A 17,743-nucleotide genomic window follows, 5' to 3' on the forward strand; every position below is an offset into this window, starting at 1 on the left:
TTCTCCTACTTTTCTTACTCTTTATCTCGTGAAGTAGTTCAACTCTTTTTGCTTACTTCCTTTAAGGTTTCCTCTTATAGTCTACGATGAGCCAAAAAATCAAAAACAGAATTAGTACTATCATAGATAGTGGGATTAACCATAAATTTTCTCCGTTTAAAAATAACCCCAAAAACATTATTACAATCGAGATTATTGGTGCCATTATATAAAAAGGTTTAGCATTATAAAACCAACCGTAGGGAAAAAAATGTGCCCCAGTTATTATTGCAAAGAATAAAATAGCGTCATTTGGATTTCTTGCTATCCCCCAAAAAAGGATAGGAAAGTAAATAATTTGAGCCAGATTTAGATATAAACCTAAATCACCTAATGGATTATTTTTAAGTCTCCAATCAGCCCGAATTAACGAAGAAATTCCAACCGATAATGGGAACATTAAACCTGTTGAAAATAACATATATATATTTTTTTGTTGTGTTTCTATTGGTTGTAGAAATATTATTGTAATGATTGACCAAATCACAACAGCAGAAAATAAAAATCCAATTCCATTTTTACCTTTTACAGATAGTTCATTTCTAATTTTTGTAACTTCCAATTTTATCTCCCTACTTTTTATTATGCATCCTGCAAGTTTGTGTTGAATGAGACTTTCGACGGCTTAATATACTATCAAATCCGGTAGATTAATTAGGTTTATTTTGATTCACTATTAAAACACTCCTCACAAATAAATTTACCTTCATTTCTTAAATATGCCTTAATTTCAGTGAAGCCTTTTTGCTTTGGGTAACGTATTTTCACAAAAACTACGTCATCCCCTTTTATTTCTTTTTCACAAAAAGTACAGCTTGGTTTACTCCATAACATTAAAAAATTCCCTCCCATAAAACTTTCTAACTACCTTTACGTAATCCTTTGTTAAAAGTTTCTTAAACTACCCTACCCTGCCAAAAAAAACTTTACCCATCATTTATGACCGAACGCTTATTTTGAAAAGACCTACCGCTAAGGTTCTTTGTGATTAAAATCATAATAACTTTAATAAGTTTTAATTAGATTTGATTATGGTGATCATGGATGATAAGAACTTGTACAACTCCACGATCCACTGCAACAGTTCGGTGAAGAAATAAAAAAAGCTTTTAAAAACATCAAATTGACATACACTTCAGTCATTATAAACTTTGTTTGGACACCTCTCCTAGCATGGCTGCTGGCACTGGTATTTCTAGGTGATAACCCAGCATTGTATATTGGATTTATTATGCTTATGGTTACACCATGCACTGATTGATATTTAATCTTTACAGGGATAGCAAAAGGAAATGTTGCGTTATCAACGGCAATCTTACCTTTAAACTTAATCTTACAAGTCATTATGCTGCCTATTTATCTTCTTATTTTTGGTGGAACGACTGGAGTTATAGAGCTTTCATTTCTAATGAAAGTATCTTAATTGTTTTATTTATACCATTAGTTTTAGCTTTTCTAACAAAAATGTTCTTGAGAAATAAGCAGCAGGTAAGAGATCATCTTTTATCCAATCTCAGCGTATTACCGATTATTTTTCTAAGTCTTGCAATCGTTGCTATGTTTGCTTCACAAGGGCAATTATTGCTTGATAATTTAGATTTAATGTGGCAAATTACCATACCAATCCTTTTATTTTTTATTGTAAACTTCTTCGTCGGTCAAAAGATTGGAAAGCTTATGAAGTTCCCGAACTCCGACAGAACAAGTTTAAGCTTAACAACTTTAGCTAGAAATTCGCCTATCGCTTTAGCAATTGCTATTACCGCATTTCCAGACCAACCATTAATATCTCTGACATTAGTTATAGGACCATTATTGGAATTACCTATTCTAGCTATCTTTACTCAACTTTTATTATTTATTTCTAAAAATAAAAGTACATAAAAACTAGCACACATCAATCTATCAAATGATGTGTGCTTTCATATTGATGGATAAAAAAGACTGGTTTTTATTCTGCTTTATTTATCAACTCAAATGATTCTTCAGAACCATTCCATTTAACAATTACAGGTATGGTTTCATCTTTGTTGATTTTAGCTCCAGTTCCTCCACCACTTGTTCTAAATGAAATATCATTAGGTGGTTGGTCAAACTCCCTGCTAACACTGCTTCCTCCAGCTGATGTTTGATAAGAATAATCAAGATTCTTTATTGACTGCATCTCATCTAAAGAACCTTTAAATGTAAGTACAAATGTATCCTTTTTTTCATGTGAGTAGGTAGTTCTATTATTTTCTTCTCCCCATATCTCTGTTCCTTCATAAATGTACTCAGCTTCCCAATATTGTCCTTCGCCTGTAAATAAATAATCGTGCTTAATAACTTCCTCATTGGAACAAGCAGAAAGCAACAGAGTTAATAGTAATAGTGAAATCGGAACTAAACTTTTCATCTCCACATTCTCCTTCCAATAATAACCTTAACATACAAAAAGGAACCGATGAATCTCTCCTTTTAAAAACTATTATGTTACTCAATCATCGCTCTCGTTCGTAAATAACATGAAACAATTACTTTTTTAGATTTGCCTTCATTAATGAAGAAATCTGTTGCTCATCAGTATTTGAAATTTGTTCTAGTTGATTTATAACTAGCTCTTGTCGCAGTGCTGAATGGTTTTGACTTAATTTAGCTTTTCCTTCTATCTTAGTGATTTTTATTTTGAAACCTTGAACTCCTTTGTTCATGCCAGCGAGGAACTCAGGATCTACCTCTCCTAAGCTGTATGAACTGTCAGGAGTTTCATATTTCACTACCAATTCATGTAAGGAATCCATTAACTCATTTTCATCTTCTAAAAGCTCGACTTCTCCATAAACATGAACGGTTACATAATTCCAAGTTGGTACTGCTTTATTTGTTTCATACCAGGATGGGGATATATAACAATGAGGACCGTGGAAAACAGCTAAAACGGTTTGATTTTCGATATCTTTCCACTGAGGATTTGGACGAGCAAAGTGTCCATATAAATATGTATTTTTCTTATTCAAAAGTAACGGTAAATGAGTTGCAAATGGCACTCCATTATGCTCTGAAAAAAGAGTCGCAAAACTAAATTCTTTCATAATCTCGTAATTCATTGTTTCTGTGACTTTAAAATGTGAAGGAATATACATACTAATCCACCTTTCAAAAAGTTAGTTGAGTGTTTTGGTCATAATAAAGTCCACTTGTTCTTCATCACCCATATAAAAAGAGTGGGCTCCAGTTTGAACAAACCCCATTTTTTTATAAAAAGCAATAGCATTTTCATTTTTTTCCCATACGCCTAACCAAACTTTCTTTTTATTACGTTCCACCGCCATTTTCATAGCTTTATCTAGTAGATATTTACCAAGTCCATGTTTTTGAAATTTGTTCTTTATATAAATCCTTTCAATTTCAAGTGATTCACCACCCATATCTTCAGACTGAGCGTCATTGGTATTAACCTTTAAATAACCAGCAACCTCTTTATTAAAATAAACAAAAAAGAATTGCGAGAAAAGGTTGGATAATTCATTTTCCAATTGTTTAGAATGAAATGCTTTTTCCAGATAGGCTTTCATATTTTCAGGCGAATTTTGTCCTTTAAATGTTTCATTGAATGTTTCAATACTTATTTCTTGGAGTATTTGTAATTCTTCAAGGTTGCACTTTTTTATTTTTACAGTCATCTTCATACATCGCCCCTTCAGATAATCAATAATTTCTCTTGTTTCCCTTTTTTACAAATTCCCAGTCTTTCTCTATATTTTTCCTCACTCTTTGAAGAAGATCGAAAATGGCTTCCACTTCTCTTTCGGAAAATCCCTTTAATGCAACCGTATTGGAATAATCATTTTCTCTTTTTATAAAAGGAAAAACATGTTTTCCTTTCTCTGTTGGGAAAAGTTTTTTGATTTTTTTGTTATGTGTATCTTCTTTCTTTTCAATAAAGCCATTCATTTCAAGTTTTTTTATAGCACGAGCTGCTGTTGTTCGATCTACTTTTATCATCTCAGCTAACTTTTCTTGAATGATCCCTGGGGTTTCACATATTCGTACAAGATACAAATACTGCCCCTTTGTTAGGTCATATTCTTTAAACTCTATATTACTTATAGAATCTAACGCCCTTGCTATCATCCCAATTTCACGAAGAATTTCCTTCATAATTACCTCCTTTGTATATATTTATGTTGCAAATGCAACATAAATGACACACGTTAAATTCAACCTATTATTGTTGTATTTACAACAATAAAAAAACTCTAGTAAAGTGATACTAACAGACAGTTGTCATTTGGTCTTCATTTTTAGTTGTTTATTCTTATGTCAGCACTTTAATTATCCTCAAGCAAACGGGCTCTATTGAAGGATAATAGTGAAGAAATAGATTATTGGACAAGAAGAAAACGGTATGTTTAACTTAAATACGCTCATTAAAGAAGACGGTCTCTATTTTGTAAAAATAAAAGCAAAAACGATTGATTCCAAAGTGATGCCAACGAAACAATTTATTGCGGGCTCCCTCTCCGAAGAAGACATTGATTCTCTACCAAGTAAAAGGGATGAAGGACATCATGAAAGTCATCATTAACACATAATAAATTCTAACCTGCTTTGCAATTGAAATTTTGGTAGTTTCAAAACCAACCTTTTTCACGGAAGAGTGCGTTGATTGTCTTGATCAACGCACTCTTTTGTTATATAAGTCGGTTGTCATCTTCTTTTATTAACCCGTATACATAATGATCAACAAATCTATCATATATAAATTCAGAACTTCTTAGACAACCCTCTTTTTGAAAGCCTAGCCTTTCAGGAATAGCTTGGCTTTTATAATTTTCCGTTGCTGCCCGGATTTCTATTCTTTTTAAATTTAATTCATTAAAACAATATTCTATAACTGATTTACAAGCACTGGTCATTAACCCTTTACCTTGAAATCCTTCACCTAACCAATAGCCAATTGAAGTTGATTTATTAGCCCAGTTTATACCATGTAACCCTATTACTCCGGCCAATTCGCCCTTATACCAAATACCAGCTTGAAAGCCATTATTATTACTAAATTGCTTAAGTGTAACTTCTATAAACTCCTTTGAATTGCTTATGTCTTTTGTGGAATCTACCCAAGGCAGCCATTCCCTGAGATAATCTCTTGAATTATCTGTTAACATGAAAAGATTATCTGCATGCCTAGGTTCTAACAAACGCAACTCAGAATCATCATTAAGTTTAAAATAAAACATACTTTCCCCTCTCTTGTATAGTTATTTAAGGATTTGTAAAGTAACCTTTTCATTTCCGCATTCTCCTTCATATTAAAGAGATCTGCTCGTTACTTAAATCATCGTTGTTTTGAGTTTAACATTCATTTCCTTTTGTGTGTCACAAAAAGAAAATGCGTCCCTGTTTTAATACAGGAACGCAATCATTAGTTGAAGAAGTGGCTATCCACAATATAGAAATTTCATATTGATTTATGAAGAACTTTTCCTCTGTATTTCTGTTCTGTTTTGTCATTCATCGGCTTTATGAAGAACTTTTCCTCTGTATTTCTAGTCTGTTTGTCATTCATCGGCTTTATGAAGAATTTTTCCTCTGTATTTCTAGTCTGTTTTGTCATTCATCGGCTTTATGAAAGACTTTTCCCTAACTTCTCTATTTTGTTTTAGCCTTCATCACTTTTGTGAAAGGCATAACAAGCAGTTACTTTTTCATTTATATAAGTTTGAAAAGGCTCTATTCCCTGTTCTAGGAATGCCTAGTACACATCTTCCCGCTTCATTCTGAGTTACGCCAATAACTTCAACAAAGTGTGGGCCAAAATATCTAGCTTTCACTTGCAAGCATTTGTGCAGCTAGATCATGCATGTCTTTCATACCTGAGACATTAGCGTATTCGGCAACAGTGATGCCACTTGTTGAAAGAAGTTCGACAATATGCTCATCCATTCTTGACCAAGTTTTACCCCCGGCATTGTCATAAGCGCCGATTAATTTTGTTAGTCCATCTCTACCAAAGAGTAGGTGATGCGACATGAAATCTACAGACACATCAGCTATCCCAACTTCTGTCCAATCAATTAAGCCAGTTACATGATTGTCCTTATCGATTAGGGTATGACCTGGATGGAGGTCTCCATGTTTTACCCCTACATGAGATGGCCAAAAAGAGTCTTCAGCTAGCCATGCCTGCCAGCGGTCCCATAAATTTTGATTGATATCGTATTGTTCTTTCACCCGTTCCATTCGCCGTTTCATGGATACCCTTAACTCACTAGCACTAAGAATTTCCATACCGATATTTTTAAATTCTTGGTGAGGTAATGAGTGTAACTCGGCTAAAACTCTTCCTAATGATTGATAATATTCAACTGGTACTTTGGTTTCATCAAAACTCCATATATATCCTTGTTGTTCAATGTCAACAGTAGCGGCAGGAACTCCACTTAATTGTTTATACGCAATTAAGTCCTCTGAGAAGATAGACCAATCGGGAACTTCGAAGCTTGCATAATTACAAATGAGTTCTAACGCTTTTTTCTCTTGTATGGCATGTCTCATAGATTCTGGTCTACGTGGAATCCTTAGTATCCATTTATTCCCGCTTTGATCTTTGGCATGTGCTACTCGAAAGTCAACACCAGACTCATTAATTTTTATCGTGTCTTCTAAAATATCTAGTCCTTTAAAATTTGCTAATTGTTTAACTTTAAGTGTATTCATGTTCATTTCCTCCAAATATTCATTTTATAGTTGTCGTCCAATTTAATTAATCAGTTTCAATCTTTGTTCGATTTTCACACTCCCTTTTTTGTGGAATTAAAAGGAATGTAATCAAAAAAACACAGACCGACTACTGTCTGTGTTTCTGAGTAAACGAGGCTATATCAAATAGATGTCTTCCTTTGTATGAGTAAAAAAGACATACGAAAAAAAGACAGATGTATTCTGCCTTTCTTCACGTAAAAAAGTGTATACTTTCCCGTTGAAGATTATTAAAAATGTGCAGACTACTCCCGTTTACTCTGCTTTAAGAAAACAGAGCCTTTGAACATATTAAGTTACTTATTGTTCAAAGTTTTCTGGCGTAATCTTCCTGCATGCATCATTTTTAATAACCCTCCTTTCAATAAGGTACCAAAACTATACCTTATCTATCATTATATATCAAGAATAAAATGCTCAAAATCCTTATCAAAAAAGGATCTAATACATTTTTAGGATATTTTTGGAATAAGGAAAAGATTTGCTGAAACATACAATCCTCTAATTTTCTATTCCCGCCAAAAATTCGTATATTCTGCTTTATCCTTAATATTAAATTTAATCATTTTCTCAAGCAATTCGTAGTTCACCGGCTCCTTCCACGGAATTCGAAACAATCCTTTGGTAGCGCTGTAGCCTGCTTGTGCAATCTCATCAGCAAAGTGCGCCATTCCTACTTCTTCGGGTGAAACGCTCATATGATGCTTCGCTGTGGAAAAGCCGATAATATATGTGCCGTGATCGGAAAACATAGGAGTATTCCACTTGATTTGTGGTTCCAAATGTGGGAATTCATTAGCAACCCACGTCAAAATTTCCTCTGTTCGGTCACGATGGTCAGGGTTATCGATACCTGCTAAATATTTTTCAAATACTTCCATATGTGTTCCCTCCTTAAAAAATTTCCACGTTCCGCTATCGATTCACGTAGCGAAACAAACTAAGTAGTAGTATTACTACAATTGTAGTTGATTTTCTGCTATATCGGCTTAATAAGAACTTCCCAAGCCTTAACTGGAGTTACTTGATTATGATTTCATCTTTAACATAGTCTATTAGCCATCCCTAAACTTCAGTGTTTCTTCGTTTTTAATTGTTATGTCCGTAAAATCTTCTCCATCGCTTTTCCTTTTGCTAACTCATCGATCAGCTTATCCAAATAGCGAATTTCCTGCATAGTTGGTTCTTCGATGTCTTCCACTCGGACACCGCAGACCACACCTTTGATCAAAGCACGCGCAGGATTCAGTTTGGGAGCTTCCGCAAAGAAAGTCTCAAAGTCTGTCTGTTTTTCCAGGTGCGCTTCTAACTCTTCCTGGCTATACCCTGTCAACCAACGGATGATTTCATCGACTTCTGTTTTCGTACGTCCTTTTTTCTCCGCCTTTGTAACGTAATGGGGATAGACTCTTGCGACACTCATTGTATAAATCTGATGTTTGGTCATGATACATCCTCCCTTATATGAATGGTTCTTTTTTAGAGATCACTTAATACTGTTGAATATAAACATTGATTCTACTAAATCTGAGAATTCTAAACTAATTAGTCCAGTACCGCTCCCATAGTCTATATTTACTATTTCGTTATGCTTGTCTTACTACTGTTTAAGTACTTTTTTCATATACATACAAAAAGGTAGCTCCTAATCAATTACAAATATCTCTCCATTATAACGTAGGATTTCCCGTCTTTTATAAAGTTGGATTTGCTCTCTTGTAAACCAAACTTCCTATAAAAATCAACCTTATTTATTCTGGCATTACACCAAATTCTCTTGACGCCACGGATCTTCGCTTCCTTCAATACAAAATCTAACAAGGCACTTCCATACCCTTTCCCTTGTTCTTGTTGTAGAGTTGCAAACTTTCTAAATTGGGCTTCTTCATTATTTATAAAAAGTGAAACGACAGAAATCAATTTGTTTTCCCTAATAAGACCAAAATGAAAACCTAAATCATCATCTTCTAATTTTATATAATCAAAAGGTTTATCTGACCACATAACTTGATGCCTTAATTCCCACACTTGTTGCTTATCAACTTTTCTAATCGTGGTTTCCATATTCCCCTCCTGTCTTCTTTTTCTATCTATTAATAATTCTGGCACAACGGATTGTATATTTCTCCAGCTAACATCTTTTCTTTCACTGTTCTCATTTTTTAATGGTTTAATAATATCATTTTTAACAATTAAATGCTTACTTCTTTTCAAACACCCTCTACTACCTTATTTCTGGAATTTAGCCCCGTTACCTGAATTACGACGATAATTTCTTTCGTTGCTTGGTATAGAAAAGGGCAAAAGGGACATGGTGGTAATAATATGAATTAGATAGAAAGAAGGGGAAGTTGTGGAGGTTTGGAATGGTTCAGAGGATTTGCCTATATACGGATTTATTATACGAGCTACTATCATATATGTTTACATTTTTATGGTAGTGAAAATCCTAGGTCAACGCTCGATGGTTTCATTTCATCCCATTGATTTTATTTTTGCAGTTATTATAGGGGATGTGGTTGGTGAACCTTTATCAAGTGGAGATATTGCGCTCGGCGGTCCCTTGGCTGCTGCTTCATTTATTGCTGGGTTACACCTTACCCTATCTTACTTAGCTCTTAAGAACGCCAGGATAAGGCGTATCGTAGAGGCGGAACCAATTATTATCATTAATAAAGGACACATCTTGGTAGATGAAATGCGTAAAGCGAAAATTACGGTTGAATCACTTATGATGGATTTAAGACTAAACCAAGCGAGCGATTTAACGGAGATTGATTATGCCATTTTAGAACCTAATGGACAGATTAGCGTTATAAAAAAATCCAAATATGACTCATTAACACCTAACGACATGATGAAAGTTCCCCCTGAGAAAGGATATCCTTCTGTACTTATCTTAGAAGGGAAGATCAACTATGCAAATTTAGAAAAGTTAGGCCTTACTACTGCCTGGCTACAGGAGCAAGCTGAAAGCCACGGATTTGAAAGTATTAAAGAAATATTCTTATTAACTATGGATGATAGAAGTAAACGAATATTTGTAAGTGGCCAAACTATGAGAGATATTGTTTAAAAAAATGTAAAGAAGACCGCGCATCTCAAACAAATTAATGCGACTTCTCAAGCAAGAAAACAACTCTGTTTGTAAGCTTTGTTTTGTGTTTCTCAGTGTCCGTGAATCTTTGAATAACAGTTAAGAATTAGCAACCGAAATATCAATTTATCTTCGGTTGCTTTTATTTATTTGATTTTACTTAGTTTAATACCCTTGTTTCTACGGTTTATTGATTTCAATCTCATTTCAGCATAGAAATTATCTATCTTCTATATTGGTAAGAACACTTATAAGGCAATAAGATATATCATATTAGTAAATTTAATATTAAGTAAAACTTGCTTCTCAACCTGTTAAAAAAGCAACGAATATATATCGTTTTTATAGAATTCAGCTTTTACAAAAATAGAGCTTACCACTTGTAAGCCCTATTTTTTATGAGTTCATTCGTGAGGATAGTGATGGCAGAAACCAGCCCCTAACCCGAAAATGGTTTTGCTATATTCACTTTCCTCACGAATTGACTTTATAGCAAAGTAGTTACTTTCAATTTTGTGTATCCATTTACAAACAATTAGCGAGTGATTCCAATTAGTTGGAATTACCATATAGTTTCTTACCAATTATGAAGCTTTTACTTTTTCGAAGGAGTGATTGCAATGAAAAGGCTGGAACATGTTAGTTTGGGGACTCGATCAGTTTGGGCAGGAGAAAAAGACTACCTAGTACATGGAGCAACACAAGTACCAGTTGTCCATAGCGTCTCATTCGGGTATGATGACATTGATCACTGGTTCCAAGTAGCCACCGGTAAAAAGCCTGGTCATATTTATGGAAGAAACACGAATCCGACTGTTCAAGCTTTCGAAGACAAAGTGAAAAATTTAGAGAGCGCCCAAGCGGCCACTAGCTTTTCAACTGGCATGGCTGCAATTAGTAACTCTTTAGCTACAGTGCTATCACCAGGAGATCGTATTGTATCTATAAAAGACACGTATGGTGGAACGAATAAAATTTTCTCAGAATTCCTCCCAAAACTTAACATAGACGTTACCCTTTGCGAAACAGGAAATCACGAAACCCTTGAAGCTGAAGTGAAAAAAGGATGCAAAATTCTTTACTTAGAAACCCCTACAAATCCGACAGTGAAAATTACAGACATCGAACGAATGGTCAAAGTCGCTCATAAAGTTGGCGCCCTTGTATTTGTCGATAATACATTTGCTACCCCTATCCTTCAAAACCCTCTTGAATTCGGTGTTGACTTAGTCATTCATAGTGCGACTAAGTTCTTAGGAGGCCACGCTGATGCACTAGGCGGGGTAGTTTGCAGTAATGATAGGACGCTAATAGAAAGAATTTTTCATTACCGTGAAATCAATGGGGCTAGCCTTGATCCTATGGCTGCCTATTTACTATTGCGTGGAATGAAAACGCTACATTTAAGGGTTAAACAGCAATGTGAGAGTGCCGAGAAGATTGCACGCTTTTTACAAAAACACGAAAAGGTAGATAAGGTATTTTACCCTGGATTAGAAACCCATCCTAATCACGAGATAGCTAAGCAGCAAATGCGGGGGTTCGGTGGAATGTTAAGCTTTGCTGTTAAAGGAGAGTTAGATTCGGTTCGCAAATTTTTGCCTAAATTAAAATTTGCCAATAAGGCCGCTAACCTTGGTGCAGTCGAAACAACAGTAGGTCCAGCTCGAACGACAAGTCATATTGAAAATACCCCCGAAGAGCGCGCTGCATTAGGAATACCAGAGGGACTTGTTCGCTATTCGGTAGGGATTGAGGAAGTCGATGATTTACTTGATGATTTAAAAGATGCTTTAAGCTTTATTTGAGAAAGAAAAACTAATTTTTTCAATAAATATTACAGATCAGGACATTCCTTATCTTTAAAACAATAACCTTCTTCTCTTCATTCGCATTCAGCCAATCAGGTTAGACCTAGTTGGCTGTTATTTTTTTCGGTAAAGAAGGCAACTGCTCTTATTTCACAAACGCTCTCATTTCATCAAAGAACGAAAATACTTTTTCTATCTTGTAATTTTCCTACAAACGTAAATCATTTGATAACTATCTTCTGTTAAAGGAGTTTCATTCCAATCTGCGTAAACATTGATTATTTCAAATCCATTAACAGTTAAAATCCGTTCCATTTCTTTTGGAAATACATAACGTAAGCTTATACTGGTCCTTACTTCATTGATTACCTCTTCATCCATATTTTTAAATTTTCTAATTGTTGTATTATGCTGCACTTGATTTAAGGGGTCATAGCTACAAATCGTATAAACATCTACGTTATTTTGAGTTTCCGTATCTATATAAGTCTTCCAATATTCCTCTTTACTCTGTTGAAATAATTCCTCCTTACTTGGAAATCTTGTACCGAAAATAAATATCCCGTTAGTTTCTAGATGCCTGTTAACTGACATTAACAACCCATCTTGAGCATCATTTGTGAGGAAATGTTGAAACGAATTACCTACGGAATAGATGAACTTACTTTTTACATTCAAATCTAACTTAGAGCAGTCTTGTGTTATCCAATCTATTTGTAAATTTAGATTAGACGTTTTCTTTCTTGCTTCATTTAACATACCTTTATGAAGGTCCACACCTATTAGTTTGTATCCTTTCCTTGCTAAAGGTATAGTTGCTCTACCTGTACCACAAGCTAAATCAATAATTATTCCTTCTGTTCTTGATGCCCATTTTTCTAAAAAAGTAATATCCTCTAGATATATATTATTCTCCTTATCATATAAAATAGGGTCATTATATTCTTCAAAATTATCTAATGTCGTTTTATCAGTCATTAAAACCCTCCTTGAAGAAAATTAATTTGCATCCTAAAGACCCAGTCTTTACTAAAGAAAGTGCAATCCACTACTTATTCAAGGATTGCACTACATTGATGAAGAGAAGCTATTAATGCTGCTACTTTAAAACAACATGGAATAGACTCATTCAATTCTTTTAAAAGTTTTAAGGATAGTTATAACACCTATAAACCCTGAAACTGCAAATACTATTGGAACAAATACTAGAGAAACATCAGTTGGAAATTCTACTAGTAAGCGATATACCCCAAAGAGACAAATAATCAGTGATCCAATTAACCCAATCTTCGCTTTTGTTTTTCTATTCATTTTCAAGCACCACCTTGAAACAATTAAAATCTTTACTTCCATATTAATTAGTAACCCTTGCAAAGTGTTAAGTCGTTCCTGTAAGTGGATTACCATGTTATCCAACAAGCCCGAAGAAATTCGTCTTGTATATCAAAACGAATAATATCGTTGCAAACGCTAATTGACTTAGAGTTAATCGATAAGCATTTCTATTTTCTGCGTATTTCCATTCCATATATGCTTGAGTTGTTCCTGACAAAAATATAAAAATAAGTATGATAAACCATGTTTCAAAAAACCACATACGATCCATGTAATCCCTTTGGATATTAAGGATGTACCCAATTATAATCATGACAATAACAAAAGTTCTGATCGACCAATCAATTTTTTTGTGTTTATTGTTAACGTGATGATATAAAAAAAGACTTTCTCTCTTTACTTTTAACCACCTTCTCATAATTACATCAAATGATACGATCAATACTACAACAACCGTTAATAACAGTACTAAATTCAGCCAAAAATTCGGTTCTAAGCCATAATACACAACATCCCACCTCTCAGTAAATGGCCATTGGGTGCCTTCCCACCCTATTTTTTTATCTTATATATACGCTTTTAGAAGAAGCAGGTTTCACTTATATCACTTTTTCAACATCAGATTATGTTAAAATAACAACCCTACATATTTGTGCACGAAAGATCGGGTTGCTAGATGGATATTTTGTTACTCTTTTTGTGAAAGGGAGGTCTTCCGTATGGATTCGCTAGAAAACTTGAATAGAGCCATTGACTACATCGAAGCACATTTGAAAGAGAAGATTAACTTTGAAGTAGTGGCGAGGTTAGCACAATGTTCTGAATACCATTTCAAACGAATGTTTTCATTTCTTGCCGGCGTGACACTTTCGGAATACATTCGACGAAGACGTCTTACACTTGCAGCATTTGATTTGAAAGACCGGGACATGAAAGTGATTGATGTGGCAATCACATATGGCTACCATTCACCCGATTCCTTTGCAAGGGCATTTCACAACCTTCATGGAGTCACTCCATCAGAAGCTAGGGCGAATGGACATTCACTAAAAGCTTATCCCCGCATGACCTTCCAATTAACCATAAAGGGAGGAACCGAAATGAATTATCGTTTGGAAGAAATGGGTGCATTTAAAATTGTAGGAGTAAAAAACAGGATCAAATTAGTTGCGGGTGGAACGAACCCTGAGATTGATGAGATGTGGGAAACCATAAGTGCACACACAATCAATGAGATTGAACAAATCTCCAATATCGAACCACATGGTTTGCTTAATGTTTGCGCAAATTTTTCAGATGACCAAACAAACGAGGGCGAACTGGATTATTATATTGCCGCTGCAACTACAAAGGAATCTCCCCTTCATTTTGCCGAACTACACATTCCTGCTCTCTCATGGGCTGTATTCGAGATAGAAGGAGATTGGGACCGAGTCCAAGATATGTGGGGACGAATATATTCAGAGTGGTTCCCTTCCTCTGGGTATGAGCATGCAGAAGCTCCTGAAATACTAGCAAGCAAAGAGGAGAAGAGTGAAATTTGGATACCAGTGGTTAAGAAGTAACAATGCTAAGCCTAGTTCCAATGGAATTAGGCTTGTTTTATTGGTAATTGTTTAAAAGGGCAAAACAATCCCACCTTCTTTAGAAAAAGGAAAGTTAGCCTCTTGTAAGCTCCCATATCTCTTTTAATACAGGCATTTCTTCAAATTCACTCTCAGTTACTAACTCCCACTGGATTCCTGCTGGCTTCCTATAAGGGGAGTTAGTTTTAATTAATTCACTTTCAGTTGCTATCCTGTCAACTGTTAGATCAAACGGATCCCTTGGTATATCAATATCTGTTAATTGTGCACTATGGACAGTTCCTATAACTGGAACATCCGGATTCCCAAGTTCTCGCATAATGGCATATTCCCTATCTGCATATCCTTCACCTTTACCAATTCTTCTACCGTCTTTATGTAGCGCGACAGAGCCAACGAAAAATAGATCTATTTTTGGAACTTCAGTAAGCACAATTTCTCTTCCGTATGATTTCATGTGGGAAAGACTAGCTGCCTTTCTTTCTTCACCAGCAGGAACCCATTCTGGCTTGATCATAATAAAGCCAGCTTTTAGCCTTGGTGTAGGCACGAGTAGGACCTTTCCGTCTTTTAAAATTTGTGCTCTGTTTGGAAGTTGAGGAGCATCTGGGTTAACCTTAATTACTTTTGCTTTTTCATATTCAGGCATAGTTATTACAAAATTCGCCGCCTTTTCTGCACCTTTGAAATTCGGAATACGGTTTTGTAATGGAAAGGGAAACCTCCCTAATTTGTTTCCTGTTAAATATTCCCATTTCAACTCACGAATTTCTTGCTTAGTTACCATTAAATACACCTACTATTAAGTATAATTTATAAAAATAAAACTCAAGCCACGAAGTTTAAACGAAACACGATTGCTGGAATTAGGATGATTTTAAAAATAAAGCTAGCCGTCAAACATTTATACGGCTAGCTTTTACTATATATGATCACTTGTTCCATTAACAAGTTGTGCAATACTTACGCTCAAATGAATAAGACAGTGCATCTTCAATTGTAGCAAAGCACATCTCTACTACTTTCTTCCCTTTTAATTCAGATACAAGGCAAAAGTGCTCGTCCATTTTCTCAATTACCATCGAATTATTTACTTTATACATGATTATTCCTCCTTGCTACTTCTTATGAATGCCAACTTTTTTCTTAGTTTATCACCAACAAAATCTAAAATCAATACTTATTAATAATTAATATCAAGAAGTATTTTGTTTTGTTTTAGATTTATTCGCCTCTCTATAGATAATCGAAATGATTCCATCATTAAAAATGGATAAAATTCCTAGTTGAATTTTTTTATTTTTTTTCAATATCCCTATTGATATTTTGATTAGATGTTGCTACGCTAGAGAAGCATTATTTGGAGAGCTAAATTTTACTGAAATCAGGTCTTTCCAAGCAGATAATTTTGACCACTTACAAACGGTAAGTTAAAGCCATACGGACAGCTGGTCAAAGCCGACTGGCAACTTAGTTGCCTTATTGATTGAGTTAAAAGCTCAAATTTTATAAGTTGGTTACTTTACAACCAGTGCATTTTGCACATCAACTTGTGAAACGGTCAATAAGAGTGCTAAAAAGTAATTATTTGCTATATAGACTCTGATCCAATTAAGATATTTGAAATATTAAAGAGCTTTCTATCATAATGTTCTTAGACTTTTATGGTAGCAGACGTATACATATGACGTTTGTCAGGAATTACTATGCTTTTTAATATTTATGACTAATAATATCTTAGCAAGTGTTGTGCGCAATCATGCGTTTGGCACTTGCTTTTTGTTGTTCAAACGTTTCTTGATAGGTTATACCCATAAAATCTTTGGGTATAGATATTCTATGAGTTTGTTAAGACTTCTCTTCCATTTGTAAAATTTATTTAGTTAGGAGATAGGATAATGGGAAAAGCGCTTATTATTGGTTGTGGTGGAGTGGCATCTGTAGCCATCCACAAATGTGTTCAAAACAGCGAGGTATTTGAAGAAATTTGTATTGCAAGTCGTACAAAGTCAAAATGTGATGATTTAAAAGCGAAACTCGATGGCGGGAAAACGAAAATTACGACTGCACAAGTTGATGCAAACAATGTTGATGAATTAATCGCATTAATCGAAGAGGTAAAGCCAGATATCGTTATAAACTTAGCGTTGCCATATCAAGATTTAACAATTATGGATGCTTGCCTTGCAACAAAAACACACTACTTGGATACAGCGAATTATGAGCCGGAAGATACGGCAAAGTTTGAATACAAATGGCAGTGGGATTACCGCGAGCGTTTTGAAAAAGCTGGAATCACAGCTCTTTTAGGAAGCGGATTTGATCCTGGGGTAACAGGTGTCTTTTCTGCCCATGCACTAAAGCATCACTTTGATGAAATTGAATACATCGATATTCTTGACTGTAACGCAGGAGATCATGGCTATCCTTTTGCTACGAACTTTAACCCTGAGATCAACATCCGTGAAGTTTCTGCAAACGGACGTTACTGGGAAAACGGCGAATGGGTAGAAACGAATCCAATGGAAATCAAACGTGTCTACAACTTCCCAGAAATCGGGGAAAAAGATATGTACTTATTATATCATGAAGAGCTTGAATCTCTTGCTGTCAATATCCCTGGCATTAAACGTATTCGCTTCTTCATGACATTTGGCGAGAGCTACTTAACTCATTTAAAATGTCTTGAAAATGTTGGTTTAACTTCAATTGAGCCAATTGAATATGAAGGGAAAGAAATTGTTCCACTTCAATTCTTAAAAGCACTACTACCTGATCCATCTACTCTTGGCCCACGTACAAAAGGAAAAACAAACATCGGTTGTATTTTCAAAGGGAAAAAAGATGGAAAAGAAAAAACATACTACGTATACAACGTATGTGACCACCAAGAATGCTTCAATGAAGTAGGCTCACAAGCAGTCTCTTATACAACAGGTGTTCCTGCCATGATCGGTGCTATGATGATTATGACTGGAAAATGGAACAAAGCAGGCGTATACAACATTGAAGAATTCGATCCAGATCCATTCATGGAAGCATTAAACAAGTGGGGCTTACCTTGGAAAGAAAGCTTAAACCCAGAACTTGTGGATAATGAGCCGATCAAAGAAGCGGAGACTGTACGTTAA

20 protein-coding genes and 1 pseudogene are annotated in these 17,743 nt (G+C 35.0%); 6 read left to right on the forward strand and 15 right to left on the reverse strand.

The annotated features are described in order from the left end of the window. Positions 1–61 precede the first annotated feature (61 nt). Complete coding sequence (locus tag MF646_RS00680; RefSeq protein WP_250094560.1) at positions 62–601, reverse strand: DUF7010 family protein; 540 nt, start codon at positions 599–601, stop codon at positions 62–64. A 528-nt stretch (positions 602–1,129) separates the two neighbouring features. Here MF646_RS00680 and MF646_RS00690 point away from each other — a divergent pair. Next, positions 1,130–1,923, forward strand: a pseudogene (locus MF646_RS00690) (arsenic resistance protein); the annotation flags it as partial. 67 nt (positions 1,924–1,990) lie between these two features. Here the strand turns inward: MF646_RS00690 and MF646_RS00695 are convergent. The 4 genes from MF646_RS00695 to MF646_RS00710 all read right to left on the reverse strand — a co-directional run bounded on the left by MF646_RS00695 (position 1,991) and on the right by MF646_RS00710 (position 4,179). Continuing rightward, positions 1,991–2,434 (reverse strand): hypothetical protein, encoded by a 444-nt coding sequence (locus MF646_RS00695; protein ID WP_250094562.1) that lies wholly within the window; start codon positions 2,432–2,434, stop codon positions 1,991–1,993. A 118-nt stretch (positions 2,435–2,552) separates the two neighbouring features. Next, positions 2,553–3,161, reverse strand: a complete 609-nt coding sequence (locus MF646_RS00700) for an FMN-binding negative transcriptional regulator (RefSeq protein ID WP_250094563.1) — start codon at positions 3,159–3,161, stop codon at positions 2,553–2,555. Between the two features lie 21 nt (positions 3,162–3,182). After that, positions 3,183–3,701: a spermidine/spermine N(1)-acetyltransferase gene (gene paiA, locus MF646_RS00705; protein ID WP_250094719.1), complete on the reverse strand. Its 519-nt coding sequence runs from the start codon at positions 3,699–3,701 to the stop codon at positions 3,183–3,185. Between the two features lie 25 nt (positions 3,702–3,726). Further along, a complete protein-coding gene (locus MF646_RS00710) occupies positions 3,727–4,179 on the reverse strand; it encodes a MarR family winged helix-turn-helix transcriptional regulator (RefSeq protein WP_250094564.1) in 453 nt (150 codons plus the stop codon). 247 nt (positions 4,180–4,426) lie between these two features. Between MF646_RS00710 and MF646_RS00715 the strand changes: the two genes are divergently transcribed. Then, the gene (locus MF646_RS00715) at positions 4,427–4,606 is read left to right on the forward strand and encodes a hypothetical protein (RefSeq protein ID WP_250094565.1); all 180 of its coding nucleotides are present in this window, start codon (positions 4,427–4,429) and stop codon (positions 4,604–4,606) included. A gap of 106 nt (positions 4,607–4,712) precedes the next feature. Here MF646_RS00715 and MF646_RS00720 read toward each other — a convergent pair whose 3' ends face one another. From MF646_RS00720 to MF646_RS00740, 5 genes are all read right to left on the reverse strand, one after another. Continuing rightward, positions 4,713–5,261, reverse strand: coding sequence for a GNAT family N-acetyltransferase (locus tag MF646_RS00720; RefSeq protein ID WP_250094566.1), 549 nt, complete (start codon positions 5,259–5,261; stop codon positions 4,713–4,715). 583 nt (positions 5,262–5,844) lie between these two features. Further along, entirely contained in the window at positions 5,845–6,741 is an 897-nt protein-coding gene (locus MF646_RS00725) for a macrolide 2'-phosphotransferase (RefSeq protein WP_250094567.1), read from the reverse strand. A 551-nt stretch (positions 6,742–7,292) separates the two neighbouring features. Then, positions 7,293–7,664, reverse strand: a complete 372-nt coding sequence (locus MF646_RS00730; protein ID WP_250094568.1) for an iron chaperone — start codon at positions 7,662–7,664, stop codon at positions 7,293–7,295. Positions 7,665–7,879: 215 nt separating this feature from the next. Next, positions 7,880–8,230, reverse strand: a complete 351-nt coding sequence (locus MF646_RS00735; RefSeq protein ID WP_250094569.1) for a DUF2200 domain-containing protein — start codon at positions 8,228–8,230, stop codon at positions 7,880–7,882. A gap of 206 nt (positions 8,231–8,436) precedes the next feature. Continuing rightward, complete coding sequence (locus tag MF646_RS00740; RefSeq protein WP_338035460.1) at positions 8,437–8,997, reverse strand: GNAT family N-acetyltransferase; 561 nt, start codon at positions 8,995–8,997, stop codon at positions 8,437–8,439. A 139-nt stretch (positions 8,998–9,136) separates the two neighbouring features. Here MF646_RS00740 and MF646_RS00745 point away from each other — a divergent pair, with 139 nt between their 5' ends. Both MF646_RS00745 and MF646_RS00750 read left to right on the forward strand, forming a co-directional pair. Continuing rightward, positions 9,137–9,859, forward strand: a complete 723-nt coding sequence (locus tag MF646_RS00745) for a YetF domain-containing protein (protein WP_250094570.1) — start codon at positions 9,137–9,139, stop codon at positions 9,857–9,859. A gap of 641 nt (positions 9,860–10,500) precedes the next feature. Then, a complete protein-coding gene (locus tag MF646_RS00750) occupies positions 10,501–11,688 on the forward strand; it encodes a cystathionine gamma-synthase family protein (RefSeq protein WP_250094571.1) in 1,188 nt (395 codons plus the stop codon). Between the two features lie 195 nt (positions 11,689–11,883). Here MF646_RS00750 and MF646_RS00755 read toward each other — a convergent pair whose 3' ends face one another. From MF646_RS00755 to MF646_RS00765, 3 genes are all read right to left on the reverse strand, one after another. Next, the gene (locus MF646_RS00755) at positions 11,884–12,669 is read right to left on the reverse strand and encodes a class I SAM-dependent methyltransferase (RefSeq protein ID WP_250094572.1); all 786 of its coding nucleotides are present in this window, start codon (positions 12,667–12,669) and stop codon (positions 11,884–11,886) included. Between the two features lie 147 nt (positions 12,670–12,816). After that, entirely contained in the window at positions 12,817–13,002 is a 186-nt protein-coding gene (locus MF646_RS00760; RefSeq protein WP_250094573.1) for a hypothetical protein, read from the reverse strand. Between the two features lie 97 nt (positions 13,003–13,099). After that, positions 13,100–13,534: a DUF4181 domain-containing protein gene (locus MF646_RS00765; RefSeq protein ID WP_250094574.1), complete on the reverse strand. Its 435-nt coding sequence runs from the start codon at positions 13,532–13,534 to the stop codon at positions 13,100–13,102. 211 nt (positions 13,535–13,745) lie between these two features. On the opposite strand from MF646_RS00765, the gene MF646_RS00770 reads away from it, so the two are divergent. Then, positions 13,746–14,591, forward strand: a complete 846-nt coding sequence (locus MF646_RS00770; protein WP_250094575.1) for an AraC family transcriptional regulator — start codon at positions 13,746–13,748, stop codon at positions 14,589–14,591. 94 nt (positions 14,592–14,685) lie between these two features. Here MF646_RS00770 and MF646_RS00775 read toward each other — a convergent pair whose 3' ends face one another. Continuing rightward, a complete protein-coding gene (locus MF646_RS00775) occupies positions 14,686–15,399 on the reverse strand; it encodes a 5-formyltetrahydrofolate cyclo-ligase (RefSeq protein WP_250094576.1) in 714 nt (237 codons plus the stop codon). Between the two features lie 157 nt (positions 15,400–15,556). Next, positions 15,557–15,715 (reverse strand): hypothetical protein, encoded by a 159-nt coding sequence (locus MF646_RS00780; protein WP_250094577.1) that lies wholly within the window; start codon positions 15,713–15,715, stop codon positions 15,557–15,559. 795 nt (positions 15,716–16,510) lie between these two features. On the opposite strand from MF646_RS00780, the gene MF646_RS00785 reads away from it, so the two are divergent. Further along, positions 16,511–17,743 carry a saccharopine dehydrogenase family protein gene (locus MF646_RS00785; protein WP_250094578.1) on the forward strand — a complete coding sequence of 411 codons (1,233 nt, stop codon included), beginning with the start codon at positions 16,511–16,513 and terminating at the stop codon, positions 17,741–17,743.

It is taken from the genome of Halalkalibacter alkaliphilus, from assembly GCF_023555415.1.
In the GTDB taxonomy this organism is placed as follows: Bacteria; Bacillota; Bacilli; order Bacillales; family Bacillaceae_D; genus Halalkalibacter; species Halalkalibacter alkaliphilus.